This is a genomic window from Streptomyces longispororuber, from assembly GCF_024448165.1.
Lineage (GTDB): Bacteria > Actinomycetota > Actinomycetes > Streptomycetales > Streptomycetaceae > Streptomyces > Streptomyces longispororuber_A.
In genome coordinates this window covers 1-14,814 of sequence record NZ_JAMOLN010000003.1, presented here as the reverse complement: position 1 = coordinate 14,814, position 14,814 = coordinate 1, and the positions used below count along the sequence as shown (strand labels likewise).

Below are 14,814 nucleotides of genomic sequence, written 5' to 3'. Positions count from 1 at the left end.
CTCTCCCCTGTGTCTCGTGCCTCGTGACTAGTTAGCTAGTCGTCGAACTAGTGCTGCGTCTCAGCTCTGGTTGAAGAACCCGCCCTCTGCGATGCGGGCCTTGTCCTCCGCCGTGACATCGACGTTAGCAGGCGACAACAGGAACACCTTCTGAGTCACCCGCTCGATGCTCCCGTGCAGACCGAAGACGAGACCGGCGGCAAAGTCGACAAGTCGCTTCGCGTCGGTGTCGTCCATCTCCGTCAGATTCATGATCACCGGAGTGCCCTCACGGAAGTGTTCCCCGATGGTACGGGCCTCGTTGTAGGTCCGGGGGTGCAACGTGGTGATGCGGTACGGCTCCCGCTCGGACACAACCTTGGGCATGATCACCGGTGCGTTCTTCTCCAGGCTCTGACGTTCAGGTGTGATGGATGCCACGGGGGCGATTCGCGCCGGACGTCCGGATTCAGCGGCGAGCGAAGCTGCCTGCCGCACCGGCTCGCGGGGCGCGGGAGGCTGTACCACTCGTACCGATTCGTCCGCTTCCACCGCGCGGGAATTGTGTGACTGATGCGACGGTTCGTGCCGTCGACGGTCACGCTCGGGCTCCGGATCCAGCTCGGGTTCGAAGTCGTCGTCGGGGTCGAACCCCCGGCCGTCGTACCCATCGTCCTCCACGAGGCCGAGGTAGACCGCCATCTTGCGCATCGCGCCGGCCATGCTCTGAGTCCTCCGCTCTGTGGTGGATCGGCTGACGTCAACCAAAGTGCCCGCGATCCACGTGATCTCCCCGCCCATCAGCGAGAATGACCATATTTTCTGCTGTGGTCCGACTTCTTGGCGACGTTACCCGAGCCTGGGTCGGACTCCGAGTACCGCCGTACCGACGCGCACATGTGTCGCTCCGGCCGCCACGGCCTGTTCGAGGTCCGAACTCATCCCTGCCGAGACCATGTTCGCAGCCGGATGGGCCGCGCGCAGGACAGTCGACAAATCCATGAGCCGCTCGAACGCCGCCTGTTGCCGCCCCGCGAAGGCCCCGGTGAGCGGCGCGACGGTCATCAGTCCGTCGAGCCGCAGTCCCGGCGCCTCAGCCACGCGCGCCGCCAACTCCTCGACGCCGCCCACGCCCACGCCACCGCGCTCGCCCCGGCCGGCACCCTCGCCTTCGTCCGCGTCGAGCGCGACCTGGATCAGACACCCCAGCTCGCGCTCGGCCCGCACCGCGTCCCTGGAGAGCGCCGTGACGAGCTTCGCCCGGTCCACGGACTGCACGACATCGGCATAACTCACCACGGAACGGACCTTGTTGGTCTGCAACTGGCCGACGAAGTGCCAGGTGAGCGGCAGATCCGCACAGGCGGCGGCCTTGGGTGCGGCGTCCTGGTCGCGGTTCTCCGCCACGTGCCGCACACCGAGTCCGGACAGGATCCGCACATCGCTCGCGGGGTACGTCTTGGTGACCACGATCAGGGTCACGTCGTCGCGCTTGCGTCCGGCTGCCGCACAGGCGGCGGAGATACGTTCCTCCAACGCCGCCAGGTTCGCGGCGAGTTCTTCCTTGCGCCCCGAAAGGTGCCGAGTGTCCGTCATGTCGTATCAGTCCAGCCAGACATAGCCCGCGAGCCGGCCCGTGGCCTTGTCGCGGCGGTACGAGAAGTGGTCGTGCGACTCCAGGGTGCACACCGGCGACTGCTGCCGGTCGCGCACCCCGAGACGCTGGAGTTGCGCGTGCACACCGGCGGTCACGTCGACGGCCGGAGTGCCCCAACTGGTCTCGGCGTACGCCGCCGGCTCGGCCGCGGCGACCTCCGCTCGCATCTGCGCCGGGACTTCGTAGCACCGTCCGCAGACCGCGGGTCCGGTGCGGGCCACGATCCGGGCCGGGTCCGCACCGAGCTTCACCATCGCCGCGACCGCGGCGGGGACGACACCGGCGACCATGCCGGGGCGCCCCGCGTGTGCGGCGGCAACGACTCCGGCGACCGGGTCGGCCAGCAGGACGGGGGTGCAGTCCGCGGTGAGCACGGCGAGGGCGAGCCCGCGCCGCGTCGTGACGATCGCGTCGACGCACGGAACGTCGGCGTCCGTGGCCCAGGGCCCGTCCACCACCTCGACGTCCGGGCCGTGCACCTGGTTCATCCAGACGACCCGGGACGGTTCGAGGCCGAGCGCCCCGGCGGCCAGCTCCCGGTTGCGGAGCACGGCCTCGGGGTCGTCGCCGACCGCGCCGCCGAGATTGAGCTCCTCGTACGGAGCGGCGCTCACCCCGCCCCACCGGTCGGTGAAGGCGAAGTGGGCGCCGCTCGCGCTGTCGCGCTGTCCTATCACTTCGGTGACGTTCCCATCAGGCCCAGGAACGTCACTTCAGGAAGTCCGGAACGTCCAGCTCCTCGGCCTGGCTGTCCGGGTAGGACGGCCGCGGGACGTGGGGCGGGCTGACCGGGGCGACGGGGGCCTCGTTCACCGGCGCGGGCGCCTCGACCGGCTCCGGCTTGGGCTCCTCGCGCGGCGTGACGCTGCCGAGGCTGCCGAAGGTCGGGCGCGAGGGCTCGGGGGCCGACGCCGCGCGAGCGGCTGCCGCCGGGTCCTCGCGTTTGGCCGGCGCGGACGAGCCGATCACGTTCTCCCGCTTGGCCGGCGGCTGTCCGCCGTCGAACCCGGCGGCGATCACGGTGACCCGCACCTCGTCGCCCAGGGCGTCGTCGATGACGGCGCCGAAGATGATGTTCGCCTCGGGGTGCGCCGCCTCGCTGACCAGCTGCGCCGCCTCGTTGATCTCGAAGAGACCGAGGTCCGAGCCGCCGGAGATGGAGAGCAGCACGCCGCGGGCGCCGTCGATGGACGCCTCCAGGAGCGGCGAGGAGATCGCCATCTCCGCGGCGGCCACCGCGCGGTCGTCGCCGCGGGCGGAGCCGATGCCCATGAGGGCCGAACCCGCCTCGGACATCACGGACTTGACGTCCGCGAAGTCGAGGTTGATGAGGCCGGGGGTGGTGATGAGGTCGGTGATGCCCTGGACACCGGAGAGCAGGACCTGGTCCGCCGACTTGAAGGCGTCGAGGACGGAGACCTGCCGGTCCGAGATGGACAGGAGCCGGTCGTTCGGGATGACGATGAGGGTGTCGACCTCTTCGCGGAGCTCGGCGATGCCGTCCTCCGCCTGGTTGGCCCGGCGCCGTCCCTCGAAGGTGAACGGGCGGGTGACCACGCCGATCGTCAGGGCGCCGAGCGAGCGCGCGATGTTGGCCACGACGGGTGCGCCGCCGGTGCCCGTGCCGCCACCTTCACCGGCGGTGACGAAGACCATGTCGGCCCCCTTGAGGACCTCCTCGATCTCCTCGCGGTGGTCCTCGGCCGCCTTGCGTCCGACGGCCGGATTGGCTCCGGCGCCGAGTCCGCGGGTGAGTTCACGGCCGACGTCGAGCTTGACGTCCGCGTCGCTCATCAACAGGGCTTGCGCGTCGGTGTTGATGGCGATGAACTCGACGCCCTTGAGACCGACCTCGATCATCCGGTTGATGGCATTGACACCACCGCCGCCGACACCGATGACTTTGATGACTGCGAGGTAGTTCTGCGGTGCTGCCACGTCGAAGGCCTCTCGCCTCGAGTTACGTGTCGCCGCCTCGCGTTCTACGGTGCGACGACTGATGCCGAATTGGGGCGGTCCGGACTACTAGTTGACTACTAGTCGACTGCCGACCCGAACCCTAACGCTGAAGTTTAGGGTTACCAGTGTGTCTGTTCCCTGGACTCTTCCGAACCTGACACTAAGTCGACAAGTGGCGCCCGTTCAACGAACACGCCGAACCTCCCGTTTTTCTTTTCACCCTATGTGATCAGCCGTAGCGCTGCCCAACCAGGGTGCTGGCCTGCGCTGATGTGCGTCAACTCCCCGCTGACGCAGGGGCGGTGGGAACACTCACGTCGAAGTGCCGGGCCTTCGGGGCGGCTTTCATGAGTACCGCGAGAGAGTGCGCCTTCGCGGCCCCCTTCTCGGCACTTCCCCATGCGACGGTGCGTCCTCCCGTGAGCCCCAGTGCGATGTCGTCGTACGAACGGACCTTGACGGTACGGGTGTCGCGGGCGACCGCAGCCGGGAGCTGCCCGGCGACGCGCACCGCCTCCCGCACGAGCCGGTCGGGTCCGAAGCGTCGCAGACTCGCGCCCGCGCCCGACTCGTCCGGTGTCAATTCCAGCCGGGGAACGCCCTTCGGTGCCCTGTCGACCGTCGCAAAACGAACGCCGCCATGGTCGACTTCGACGAACTTGCCCGAATTTCGGTCGTCTTCGACAATCAGGACCGGCTTGCGCTCCGTCACTTTCAACCCGATTCCGTGCGGCCAGGAGCGCACGACGTCAATCGAGTCGATTCGGGGCAATTTCCGCCGCAAGCGGTCCTCAATGGCACCCGTGTCGACGGAAATCAACGGGGAGCCGACCGGGACGGCGGCCGCGTCACGCACCTGTGCGGGCGTCAGGACGTCCGTCCCGGAGATCGTGACGCGCTCGACGCGCAGCCACTGCGATCCGTACAGGAGCCAGGTGCCGCCCGCGCCGATCAGGACGAGCAGCACCCCGGTCACGACCAGGGTCCGTACGCCCGGCAGGCGCGGCCGGCGGGGTGCAGGGGGCGGGCCGGATGCGGACGCCTCGGCCTCGTCTCGTTCGCCGCGGTCCGCGGTGGTCGCTCCGGCCACGCTCCCCTGCCTCCGTGTCGTACGCGCCTAGTGGCGTGAGTTGATCGCCTCGTACACCATTCCGACGAGCAGGTCGTCGGCGTCCCTGCGGCCGAACTCCGAGGCGGCGCGGGACATCTCGTACAGCCGGTGCGGGTCGGCGAGCACGGGCAGGACATTGCCCTGGACCCACTCGGGGCTCAGCTCCGCGTCGTCGACCAGCAGGCCGCCGCCGGCCTTGACCACCGGCTGGGCGTTGAGCCGCTGTTCGCCGTTGCCGATGGGCAGCGGGACGTAGGCGGCCGGGAGCCCGACGGCGGAGAGTTCGGCGACGGTCATCGCGCCCGCGCGGCAGAGCATCATGTCGGCCGCGGCGTACGCGAGGTCCATCCGGTCCACGTACGGTACCGGGATGTACGGGGGCATCCCCGGCATCTGCTGAACCTGCGGCAGTTCGTTCTTCGGGCCGACCACGTGCAGGATCTGGATGCCGGACTGCTGGAGGAGCGGTGCGACGCGCTGCACGACCTCGTTCAGGTGCCGGGCGCCCTGCGAGCCGCCGGAGACCAGCAGCGTCGGCAGGTTCGGGTCGAGGCCGAACGCGGCGCGGGCCTCGGGGCGCACCGCGGCCCGGTCCAGCATGGCGATGGTGCGGCGCAGCGGGATGCCGATGTAGCGGGCCCCGCGCAGCTTGCTGTCCGGGGTGGAGACGGCGACGCCGGCGGCGTACCGCGAACCGATCTTGTTGGCCAGGCCCGGACGGGCGTTGGCCTCGTGCACCACGATCGGGACGCCCGCGCGCTTGGCGGCGAGATAGCCGGGCAGGGCCACGTACCCGCCGAAACCGACGACGCAGTCCGCCTTGGTGCGCTCCAGGATCTGCTCGGCGGCCTTGATGGTGCCGCGCAGCCGCCCGGGGACGGTGATCAGCTCAGGGGTGGGCTTGCGCGGCAGCGGTACGGCGGGGATCAGCGCCAGGTCGTAGCCGCGCTCCGGGACCAGACGGGTCTCCAGGCCGCGCTCCGTGCCGAGCGCCGTGATCCCCACGGTCGGGTCCTGCCTGCGCAGGGCGTCCGCGAGGGCGAGCGCCGGCTCGATGTGGCCGGCGGTCCCCCCACCGGCGAGTACGACATGCACCGAAATTCACCGCTCTCCGGACGTACGCGCCGAGGCGCGCCGTCGCATCGTGTTCCATCTCATCCCGCGCTCCCCCGTGGTTCGCCGCATGGCGAGGGCCGCCCGCGCCGCCGGTTCGTCCCGCGCGAACGCGATCAGGAGCCCCACGGCGAACATGGTCGGCAGCAGCGCGGAGCCTCCGTACGAGAACAGCGGGAGCGGGACGCCGGCGATCGGCAGCAGGCCGAGCACCGCACCGATGTTGACCACGGCCTGCGCCGTGATCCAGGTCGTCACGCCACCCGCGGCGTATCGAACGAAGGGGTCCTCCGTGCGTCCGGCCACGCGGATACCCGCATAGCCTAGAGCCGCGAACAGGGCGAGCACCGACAGCGTCCCCGCCAGGCCCAGTTCCTCACCGGTGATGGCGAAGATGAAGTCGGTGTGCGCTTCGGGAAGTTGACCCCATTTTTCCACACTCGCCCCCAGGCCGGAACCGAAGAGTCCGCCGGAGGCCAGGGCGTAGATCCCGTGCAGTCCCTGCCAGCACATGTCGTCGGGCCCGGCGTCGGCACGGCCCAGGCAGGCCAGGCGTGCCATCCGGTTCGGGCTGGTCTTGATCAGCATGATGCCGATCGCGGTCGCGACGGAGAGCACCCCGACGAAGAGCCGGGTGGGCGCTCCGGCCAGCCACAGAAGGCCGAAAAGGATGGCCGTCAGCAGGATCGCGGTGCCCATGTCGCCGCCGAGCATGATCAGGCCGAGCAGCAGGAAGGCGACCGGGACGAGCGGTACCAGCATGTGCTTCCACTGGGTCAGCAGCCGCTTGTCGTGCTTGCGCGCCAGCAGGTCGGCGCCCCACAGGATCAGCGCCAGCTTCCCGAACTCGCTGGGCTGCAGCATGAAGGGGCCGCCGAGCGAGATCCAGTTCTGGTTGCCGTTGATCGACACTCCTATCCCCGGCACCTGCACGAGGACCATGAGGAAGACGCTGACGGCGAGGATCGGGTAGGCGAGGGCGCGGTGCAGCTTGACCGGCATGCGCATCGCGAGCAGCAGCAGGATCGTGCCGATGACGGCGGCGACGAACTGCTTGCGGAAGAAGTACGAGCTGGACAGGCCCATCTGCAGGGCCGTGATCATCGACGCGGAGTAGACCATCACCAGGCCCAGCACCGTGAGCAGCAGTGCGGCGCCGAGGATCAGGTAGTACGCGGTGAGCGGCCGGTCCCAGGCGCGCCGGGCCTGCGCGTACAGGCGGCGTACGGGGTTGGCGCGCGCCCGGTAGACCCTGCTGGTCTTCCGGGGCGGTGCGGTGGGGCGCTTGGTGGTGCGGGCACTGCTACCGGCCATTGCCGCTCCCCGACGGTGAGCCGTACGTCTGTACCTGTTGCGCTGCCACGTCCCCTCCCAGGGTGCCCGGCGTCACCGGGCACCCGCACGGGTCCCCTCAGACGCTGGTGGCGCCGAGTTCGCGGACCGCTGCCGCGAACGCCTCGCCACGCTCGTTGTAGTTGGTGAACATGTCCATCGACGCGCAGGCCGGGGCCATCAGCACGGTGTCCCCCGGGCGGGCGAGCCGCGCCGCCTCCTGGACCGCCGCGGACATCGACCCAGTGTCGGTCCGGTCGAGGTCGACGACGGGGACTTCCGGCGCGTGTCGTTCCAGGGCCTCACGGATCAGGCCACGGTCCGCGCCGATGAGGACGACGCCCCGCAGCCGCTTCGCGGCACCCGTGACCAGCTCGTCGAAGGTCGCGCCCTTGGCCAGACCGCCCGCGATCCACACGATCGACTCATAAGCCGCCAACGAGGCTTGTGCGGCATGGGTGTTGGTGGCCTTGGAGTCGTCGATGTACGCGACCCCGGCCACGTCGGCGACGTGCGCGATGCGGTGCGCGTCGGGCCGGAAGTTGCGCAGTCCGTCGCGTACGGCCTGGGGCTCGACGCCGAAGGCGCGGGCGAGGGCGGCGGCGGCGAGGGCGTTGGCGATGTTGTGCGGGGCCGGCGGGTCGACGTCGGAGACCTCGGCGAGCTCCTGCGCGTTCTTCTGCCGGTTCTCGACGAAGGCGCGGTCGACCAGGATGCCGTCGACGACGCCGAGTTCGGAGGGGCCGGGCGTGCCGAGGGTGAAGCCGATGGCGCGGCAGCCCTCCTCGACGTCGGCCTCGACGACCAGGTCCTCGGTGGCCTTGTCCGCGACGTTGTAGACGCAGGCGACCTGGTTGCCCTCGTAGATGCGGCCCTTGTCGGCGGCGTACGCCTCCATGGAGCCGTGCCAGTCGAGGTGGTCGGGCGCGAGGTTCAGGACGGCGCCGGAGTGGGCGCGCAGCGAGGGCGCCCAGTGCAGCTGGTACGAGGAGAGCTCGACGGCGAACACGTCGTAGGCGTCGTCGCCTTCGAGGACGACGTCGACGATCGGCGTGCCGATGTTGCCGACGGCGGCCGTGCGCAGGCCCGCTGCCTTCAGGATCGACGCGAGCATCTGCGTCGTCGTGGTCTTGCCGTTGGTGCCGGTGATGGCGAGCCAGGGCGCGGCGTCCGGGCCGCGCAGCCGCCAGGCGATCTCGACGTCGCCGACGACGTCGACGCCGGCCTCGCGGGCCGCCTCGAAGAGCGGGGACGAGGGCTTCCAGCCCGGCGACGTGACGACCAGGTCCGTGCCCTCCGGCAGGGTGGCCGCGTCCGCGAGACGGACGGCGATCCCCTCTTCTTTAAGAAGGGCCGCCTTTTCGCGGTGCGCCGCGCTGTCGCCGCCGTCCACGACGGTGACGGACGCGCCGAGGCCGGCCAGGGCGCGGGCGGCGCTGAGGCCGCTCACGCCGAGACCGGCGACGGTGATGTTCAACCCCTGCCAGGTGGAGGTCACTTCTTGGCTGCCCATCCTGCGTAGAAGAGGCCGAGTCCGACGATCACGCACATGCCCTGGATGATCCAGAACCGGACCACGACAAGGACTTCGGACCACCCCTTGAGTTCGAAGTGGTGCTGCAACGGCGCCATCCGGAAGACGCGCTTCCCGGTCATCCGGAAGGAGCCGACCTGGATGACGACGGACATCGTGATGAGCACGAACAGGCCGCCGAGGAGCGCGAGGAGCAGCTCCGTGCGGGAGCAGATCGCGAGGCCGGCGAGGGCGCCGCCGAGGGCGAGCGAGCCCGTGTCACCCATGAAGATCTTGGCGGGCGAGGTGTTCCACCACAGGAAGCCGAAGCAGGCACCCATCAGCGCCGATGCGACGACGGCCAGGTCGAGCGGGTCTCTGACCTCGAAACACGCGCCCGGGTTGGTCAGGGTCTGCGCGTTGGCGCAGGACTCCTGGAACTGCCAGACACCGATGAAGGTGTACGCGCCGAAGACCATCACGGAGGCGCCGGTGGCGAGGCCGTCGAGGCCGTCGGTCAGGTTCACGCCGTTCGACATCGCGAGGATCATGAACAGCGCCCAGACGCAGAACAGCACCGGGCCGATCGTCCAGCCGAAGTCCTCCACGAAGGAGAGCCGGGTGGAGGCCGGGGTCTGGCCGCGGGCGTCCGCGAACTGCAGCGAGAGCACCGCGAAGGCGATGCCGACGGTGAGCTGGCCGGCCATCTTCGCCTTGGCCCGCAGACCGAGCGAACGGCGCTTGACGATCTTGATGTAGTCGTCGAGGAAGCCGACCAGACCCATGCCCGCCATCAGGCCGAGCACGAGCAGACCCGACAGGGTCGGCGCCGCGCCGGTGATCAGCTTGCTGAGGAAGTACGCGATGAGGGTCGCCAGGATGAAGGCGATGCCACCCATCGTCGGCGTACCGCGCTTGGCGTGGTGCTCGCGCGGGCCGTCGTCACGGATGTACTGGCCGTAGCCCTTGCGGGCCAGCAGCTTGATGAGCAGGGGCGTTCCGACCAGGGTCAGGAACAGCCCGATGACGCCCGCGAAGAGGATCTGCTTCATCATCGGGCATCGACCCCGCTCTCGAAGCCCTCGAGCAGCGCCTGTGCCACGCTCTCCAGGCCCACCGACCTGGAGGCCTTCACGAGCACGACGTCACCCGGGCGCAGCTCACTGCGCAACAGGTCGACCGCCGCCTGTGCGTCGGACACGTGCACCGACTCCTCACCCCACGAACCCTCGTTATAGGCGCCCAGTTGCAACCAGGACGCTTCCCTGCCCCCGACTGCCACGAGCTTGCTGACGTTGAGCCGGACGGCGAGCCGTCCGACCGCGTCGTGCTCGGCCAGCGATTCGTCACCGAGCTCGGCCATGTGCCCGAGCACCGCCCACGTACGGCGCCCCCTGCCCATGGCCACGAGCGCGCGCAGGGCGGCTCGCATGGACTCGGGGTTCGCGTTGTAGGCGTCGTTGACGATCGTGACGCCGTCCGAGCGCTCGGTGACCTCCATGCGCCAGCGGGACAGGGTGCCCGCCTCGGAGAGCGCGAGGGCGATCTCCTCCACGGACATGCCAAGGTCATGGGCGACGGCGGCCGCGGCGAGCGCGTTCGACACGTGGTGCTCACCGTACAGGCGCAAGGTCACTTCGCTGCACCCGGTGGGTGTGTGAAGGCTGAAGGCGGGCTGTCCGTTCTCCGTGAGCCGGACATTCTCGGCACGTACGTCGGCTTCGGCGGCCTCTCCGAAGAGCAGCACCTTCGCCTTCGTGCGGGAGGACATGGCCCGTACGAGCGGATCGTCCGCATTGAGGATCGCGGTGCCGTCGGCGGGCAGGGCCTCGACGAGCTCGCCCTTCGCCTCGGCGATCTGCTCGCGGCCGCCGAACTCGCCGATGTGCGCGGTGCCGACGTTCAGGACGAGACCGACCTTCGGGGGCGTGAGGCCCGTCAGGTACCTGATGTGGCCCTTGCCGCGCGCGCCCATCTCCAGGACGAGGAACTTCGTCTCGTCGGTGGCGGACAGGGCGGTCAGCGGCAGCCCGATCTCGTTGTTGAACGAGCCCGGCGTGAAGATCGTCGGGGCGCTGCGCCGCAGCACCTGGGCGATCAGGTCCTTCGTGCTGGTCTTGCCCGCCGAGCCGGTCAGCGCGACGAGCGTGGCGCCGAGCCGGGCGACGACGTGCCGGGCCAGCGCACCGAGCGCGGCCTGCACGTCCTCGACGACGATGGCGGGCACCCCGACCGGGCGGGCGGCCAGCACGGCGACGGCGCCCGCGGCGATCACGTCGGCGGCGTAGTCGTGGCCGTCCACGCGCTCGCCCGCGAACGCGGCGAACAGGCTTCCCGCCTCGACCTTGCGCGAGTCGATGACGACCGGCCCGGTGACCCGGGCCTGTTCATCCGGTATGTCGTACGTCTGCCCGCCGACGACTGAGGCGATCTCGGCGAGGGAGAGGGCGATCACAACTTCATCCCTGGGTTTGCTCGATGGCTTCGCGAAGCACCAGGCGGTCGTCGAAGGGACGCACCACCCCGGCGATGTCCTGGCCCTGCTCATGGCCCTTGCCCGCGACGAGCACCGTGTCGCCGGGCTCGGCGCGCGCGACGGCGGCGGCGATGGCCGCGGCCCGGTCCTCGAAGACGGCGACGTCGCCCCGCTCGTGCGCCGGGACGTCGGCGGCGCCCGCCAGCATGGTGGCGAGGATCGCGAGGGGATCCTCGGAGCGGGGGTTGTCGGAGGTGAGGATGGCCGTGTCGGCGAACCGCGCGGCCGCGGCGCCCATCGGCATCCGCTTGGTCCTGTCCCGGTCCCCGCCGCAGCCGAGCACGATGTGCAGCTTGTTCTCGGTGACCTTGCGCAGCGCCTTGAGCACGGACTCGACGGCGTCGGTCTTGTGCGCGTAGTCGACGACGGCGAGGTACTTCTGGCCGACGTCGACGCGCTCCAGGCGGCCCGGCACACCGGGCACGGCGGCGACGCCGTCCGCCGCGGTCTGCGGGTCGATCCCGGCGACGGCGAGGGTGACGATCGCGGCGAGGGTGTTCGCGACGTTGAAGGGGCCCGGCAGCGGCGCGCGGGCGCTGATCCGCTCGCCCTCGGGGCCGACGACGGTCAACGTCGAGCCCAGCGGCCCGACTTCGACGCCCTCGGCGCGCCAGTCGGCGTCCGGGTGGCCCTCGGCCGAGAAGGTGACGACCGGGACCTCGCTCTCGTCGACGAGCCGACGGCCGTACTCGTCGTCGAAGTTCACCACGCCCTGTTTGCTGCGCGCCTTGGTGAACAGCTGCGCCTTCGCCCGGAAGTAGTCCTCCATGTCGGAGTGGAACTCCATGTGCTCCGGGCTGAGGTTGTTGAAGACGGCGACGTCGAAGACGCAGCCGTCGACCCGGCCGAGCACGAGGGCGTGGCTGGAGACCTCCATGGCGACGGCCTCCACGCCGCGCTCGCGCATGACCGCGAACAGCGCCTGGAGGTCGGTGGCTTCGGGGGTGGTCCGCTCGGACTTGATGCGCTCGTCGCCGATGCGCATCTCGACCGTGCCGATCAGGCCGGTGCTGCGGACCGACTTCAGACCGCCCTCGACGAGGTACGCGGTGGTGGTCTTGCCGGACGTGCCGGTGATGCCGAGCTGCAGCAGGTCCTTGCCGGGCCGGCCGTAGATGGTGGCGGCCAACTCGCCCATGCGGCCGCGCGGGTTCTCCACGACCAGCGGTACGAGTCCGGCGGCCGCGACGCGTTCGGCGCCTGCCGGGTCGGTCAGCGCGGCGACCGCGCCGAGCGTCGCGGCCTGCGCCGCGAAGTCGGCGCCGTGCGCGCGGGCGCCGGGCAGCGCGGCGTACAGGTCACCGGGGCGCACGGCACGGGAGTCATGGGTGATGCCGGTGACGTCCGTGGCCGTCGCGGGTGTCGGGACACCCAGCTGATCGGCCAGCTCCGCGAGGGGTGTGGCGGAGACCTCGACCGGCCGCGGCGGCCCGGGATATGTCACGGGTGCGCCCTTCTGGGTGGTTTGGGACTGATCAGCGTGTGGCACGGCGGTGAGCGTACCGGGCGCACCCCGCCCTGGGCGAAGCGAGGGGCGTGGCGCGGGCTGGTTCCCTGGATCGGGGGTGATGGTTGTCACGAGCTCTTCAAAGGTGTCGTCACTGTGTGCGGATGATCATGATCACGTGCGTCACGACCGTCACGGCTGGAAATAGACGGGCAGCCGCGCGGGCTCGGCGCCGGTGGGCGGCACTTGAAGGGTCTTCAGGGCGAACTCCATGACCTGCTTGTAGATGGGGCCGCAGATCTGGCCGCCGAAATAGCTCCCCTTCGTGGCGTTCTGGATGGCGCAGTAGACGGTGATGCGCGGCTTGTCGGCGGGCGCGAACCCGGCGAAGGACGACGTGTACCCCTTGTAGCGGCCGGTGGCCGGATCCACGCGGTTGGCCGTGCCCGTCTTGCCGGCGACGCGGTAGCCCGGGATCCGGGCCTTCGTGCCGGTGCCCTCCTCGTCGTCGACCACGGACTCCAGCATCTGCGCGACGGTCTTCGCCGTCTTCTCGCTGACGACCCGGGTCTGCTTGGGCTTGGGCGCGGGCGTGAACTTGCCGTCGGGGCCCGTGGTGCCGCGCACCAGCGTCGGCTCGATCCGGACGCCCCCGTTGGCGATGGTCGAGTACACGGAGGCCGCCTGCATGGCGTTGATGGAGAAGCCCTGCCCGAACGGGATCGTGTACTGCTGCGACGTCGACCAGGTGTCGGGGGCCGCGAGGATGCCCGCGGTCTCCCCGGGGAAGCCGAGGCCGCTCTGCTTGCCGATGCCGAACTTGCGCAGGTAGGAGGCCAGGGTCCGGTTGGCCTCCGGCTGCGTCTTCCCGAGCTGTCCCGTCGCCAGGATGGTGCCGATGTTGCTGGACTTGGCGAGCACGCCGTTGAGCGTGAGGTGCCAGGTCTTGTGGTCGATGTCGTCCTGGAAGAGCCGGTCGCCGCGGTGCAGCCGGTTGGGCACGGTGACATGGGTCATCGGCGTGGCCGCGTTCTCCTCCAGGACCGCCGCCATCGACATGACCTTGGCGGTGGAGCCGGGCTCGTAGGCGTCCTGGAGCGCGGCGTTGCCCAGGGCCGCGGCATTGGCCTGCGACAGGTCGTTCGGGTCGAAGCCGGGCGCGTTCGCCATGGCCAGGACCTCGCCGGTCTGCGTGTCCTGCACCATCACGTAGCCGCGGTCGGCGCCGGACTTCCTGACCTGCTCGCTGATCGCGTTCTGCGCGGCCCACTGGATGTCGCGGTCGATGGTCAGCTCGATGTCGGAGCCGGCCACCGCGGGCTGCTCGGTGCTGCCCGCCGTCGGCACCTGCTGCCCACCGGACTGGGCGTAGCGGATCTTTCCGGACTTGCCGGCGAGGTCCTTGTTCAGCTGCTGCTCGACCCCGCCGCCGCCCTTGCCGTCGGCGTTGACCCAGCCCAGTATCCCGGCGGCCAGGTCGCCGTTCGGGTACACGCGCTTGCTGCTCGGGTCGGCGAGGACGCCGGAGAGCACGCTGGCCTCGCGGCCCTCGGCGTTGGCCTTGTCGTTCAGGGTGGACCTGAGGTCCTTGATCTGCTTCCAGACCTGCGGCGTCTGCCGCGCGGCGAGCCGCACGTACCGGGTCTTCTTGGTCCTGAGCTTCTTGGCCACCGTGTCCGCGTCGACCCCGATGATCGGCGAGAGGAGCGCCGCGGCCTGCTCGGGCGCGTCCTTCACCTCGGTGATCTTCTCGGTGAACATCGTCGGGTCGGCGGTGATGTCGTACGCGTCCACGCTGGTCGCCAGGGCGACGCCGCTGCGGTCGGTGATGCCGCCGCGCTCGGCGGCGATGGTGTGGCTGACGTACCGATTCAGCTCGGCTTTCGCGGCGTACGCGCTCGCGTCGACACCCTGCACCTGGAAGAGCCGCACGACGAAGACCATGAGGACGAGCGTGAGGCCCAGGCTCACCATTCGCAGCCGGGGCCGCGGGCTGCCCAGGCGCAGTGGGGTGGAGGCCTTCGGCGGCGCGGGGCGCGGGCGCCGTGCGGCGGGGCGCGCGCCGGGAGCCGGGCGCCGCTGGGCGTCGGGCCTGCCGGTTCTGGCGGGGCGCGCGGGGCCGGGCACACGGCGTCGCGGGGGCACCCTGTCGGTCATGGCGTCACCT

Annotated in this window: 12 protein-coding genes; all 12 read right to left on the bottom strand. The window is 70.3% G+C overall.

Annotation, left to right across the window (positions count from 1 at the left end):
• Positions 1-60 precede the first annotated feature (60 nt).
• The 12 genes from M4J07_RS01515 to M4J07_RS01460 all read right to left on the bottom strand — a co-directional run bounded on the left by M4J07_RS01515 (position 61) and on the right by M4J07_RS01460 (position 14,804).
• Positions 61-702, bottom strand: a complete 642-nt coding sequence (locus tag M4J07_RS01515; RefSeq protein WP_255966160.1) for a cell division protein SepF — start codon at positions 700-702, stop codon at positions 61-63.
• Between the two features lie 126 nt (positions 703-828).
• Positions 829-1,575 carry a YggS family pyridoxal phosphate-dependent enzyme gene (locus tag M4J07_RS01510; RefSeq protein ID WP_255966158.1) on the bottom strand — a complete coding sequence of 249 codons (747 nt, stop codon included), beginning with the start codon at positions 1,573-1,575 and terminating at the stop codon, positions 829-831.
• Positions 1,576-1,581: 6 nt separating this feature from the next.
• The gene (gene pgeF, locus M4J07_RS01505) at positions 1,582-2,313 is read right to left on the bottom strand and encodes a peptidoglycan editing factor PgeF (protein ID WP_255966155.1); all 732 of its coding nucleotides are present in this window, start codon (positions 2,311-2,313) and stop codon (positions 1,582-1,584) included.
• Between the two features lie 31 nt (positions 2,314-2,344).
• Positions 2,345-3,574 carry a cell division protein FtsZ gene (gene ftsZ, locus M4J07_RS01500; RefSeq protein WP_255966153.1) on the bottom strand — a complete coding sequence of 410 codons (1,230 nt, stop codon included), beginning with the start codon at positions 3,572-3,574 and terminating at the stop codon, positions 2,345-2,347.
• A gap of 298 nt (positions 3,575-3,872) precedes the next feature.
• A complete protein-coding gene (locus tag M4J07_RS01495) occupies positions 3,873-4,685 on the bottom strand; it encodes a cell division protein FtsQ/DivIB (RefSeq protein WP_255966150.1) in 813 nt (270 codons plus the stop codon).
• 27 nt (positions 4,686-4,712) lie between these two features.
• Positions 4,713-5,801, bottom strand: a complete 1,089-nt coding sequence (gene murG / locus M4J07_RS01490) for an undecaprenyldiphospho-muramoylpentapeptide beta-N-acetylglucosaminyltransferase (RefSeq protein WP_255966148.1) — start codon at positions 5,799-5,801, stop codon at positions 4,713-4,715.
• Positions 5,802-5,807: 6 nt separating this feature from the next.
• Complete coding sequence (gene ftsW / locus M4J07_RS01485; protein ID WP_255966146.1) at positions 5,808-7,133, bottom strand: putative lipid II flippase FtsW; 1,326 nt, start codon at positions 7,131-7,133, stop codon at positions 5,808-5,810.
• Positions 7,134-7,230: 97 nt separating this feature from the next.
• The gene (gene murD, locus M4J07_RS01480; RefSeq protein WP_255966144.1) at positions 7,231-8,664 is read right to left on the bottom strand and encodes a UDP-N-acetylmuramoyl-L-alanine--D-glutamate ligase; all 1,434 of its coding nucleotides are present in this window, start codon (positions 8,662-8,664) and stop codon (positions 7,231-7,233) included.
• Positions 8,646-9,719, bottom strand: a complete 1,074-nt coding sequence (gene mraY, locus M4J07_RS01475; RefSeq protein ID WP_255966142.1) for a phospho-N-acetylmuramoyl-pentapeptide-transferase — start codon at positions 9,717-9,719, stop codon at positions 8,646-8,648. Before mraY ends, murD begins: the two co-directional genes overlap by 19 nt.
• The gene (locus tag M4J07_RS01470; RefSeq protein ID WP_255966140.1) at positions 9,716-11,119 is read right to left on the bottom strand and encodes a UDP-N-acetylmuramoyl-tripeptide--D-alanyl-D-alanine ligase; all 1,404 of its coding nucleotides are present in this window, start codon (positions 11,117-11,119) and stop codon (positions 9,716-9,718) included. Before M4J07_RS01470 ends, mraY begins: the two co-directional genes overlap by 4 nt.
• 4 nt (positions 11,120-11,123) lie before the next feature.
• Positions 11,124-12,779 carry a UDP-N-acetylmuramoyl-L-alanyl-D-glutamate--2,6-diaminopimelate ligase gene (locus tag M4J07_RS01465; RefSeq protein WP_255966138.1) on the bottom strand — a complete coding sequence of 552 codons (1,656 nt, stop codon included), beginning with the start codon at positions 12,777-12,779 and terminating at the stop codon, positions 11,124-11,126.
• A gap of 60 nt (positions 12,780-12,839) precedes the next feature.
• Complete coding sequence (locus M4J07_RS01460; RefSeq protein ID WP_255966398.1) at positions 12,840-14,804, bottom strand: peptidoglycan D,D-transpeptidase FtsI family protein; 1,965 nt, start codon at positions 14,802-14,804, stop codon at positions 12,840-12,842.
• Positions 14,805-14,814: the final 10 nt, after the last annotated feature.

Bases quoted from the DNA above. Each gene is read 5' to 3' on its own strand.
- M4J07_RS01515 (WP_255966160.1), bottom strand. From the start codon at position 702: ATGGCCGGCGCGATGCGCAAGATGGCGGTCTACCTCGGCCTCGTGGAG.
- M4J07_RS01510 (WP_255966158.1), bottom strand. From the start codon at position 1,575: ATGACGGACACTCGGCACCTTTCGGGGCGCAAGGAAGAACTCGCCGCG.
- ftsW (WP_255966146.1), bottom strand. From the start codon at position 7,133: ATGGCCGGTAGCAGTGCCCGCACCACCAAGCGCCCCACCGCACCGCCC.
- murD (WP_255966144.1), bottom strand. From the start codon at position 8,664: ATGGGCAGCCAAGAAGTGACCTCCACCTGGCAGGGGTTGAACATCACC.
- mraY (WP_255966142.1), bottom strand. From the start codon at position 9,719: ATGATGAAGCAGATCCTCTTCGCGGGCGTCATCGGGCTGTTCCTGACC.
- M4J07_RS01460 (WP_255966398.1), bottom strand. From the start codon at position 14,804: ATGACCGACAGGGTGCCCCCGCGACGCCGTGTGCCCGGCCCCGCGCGC.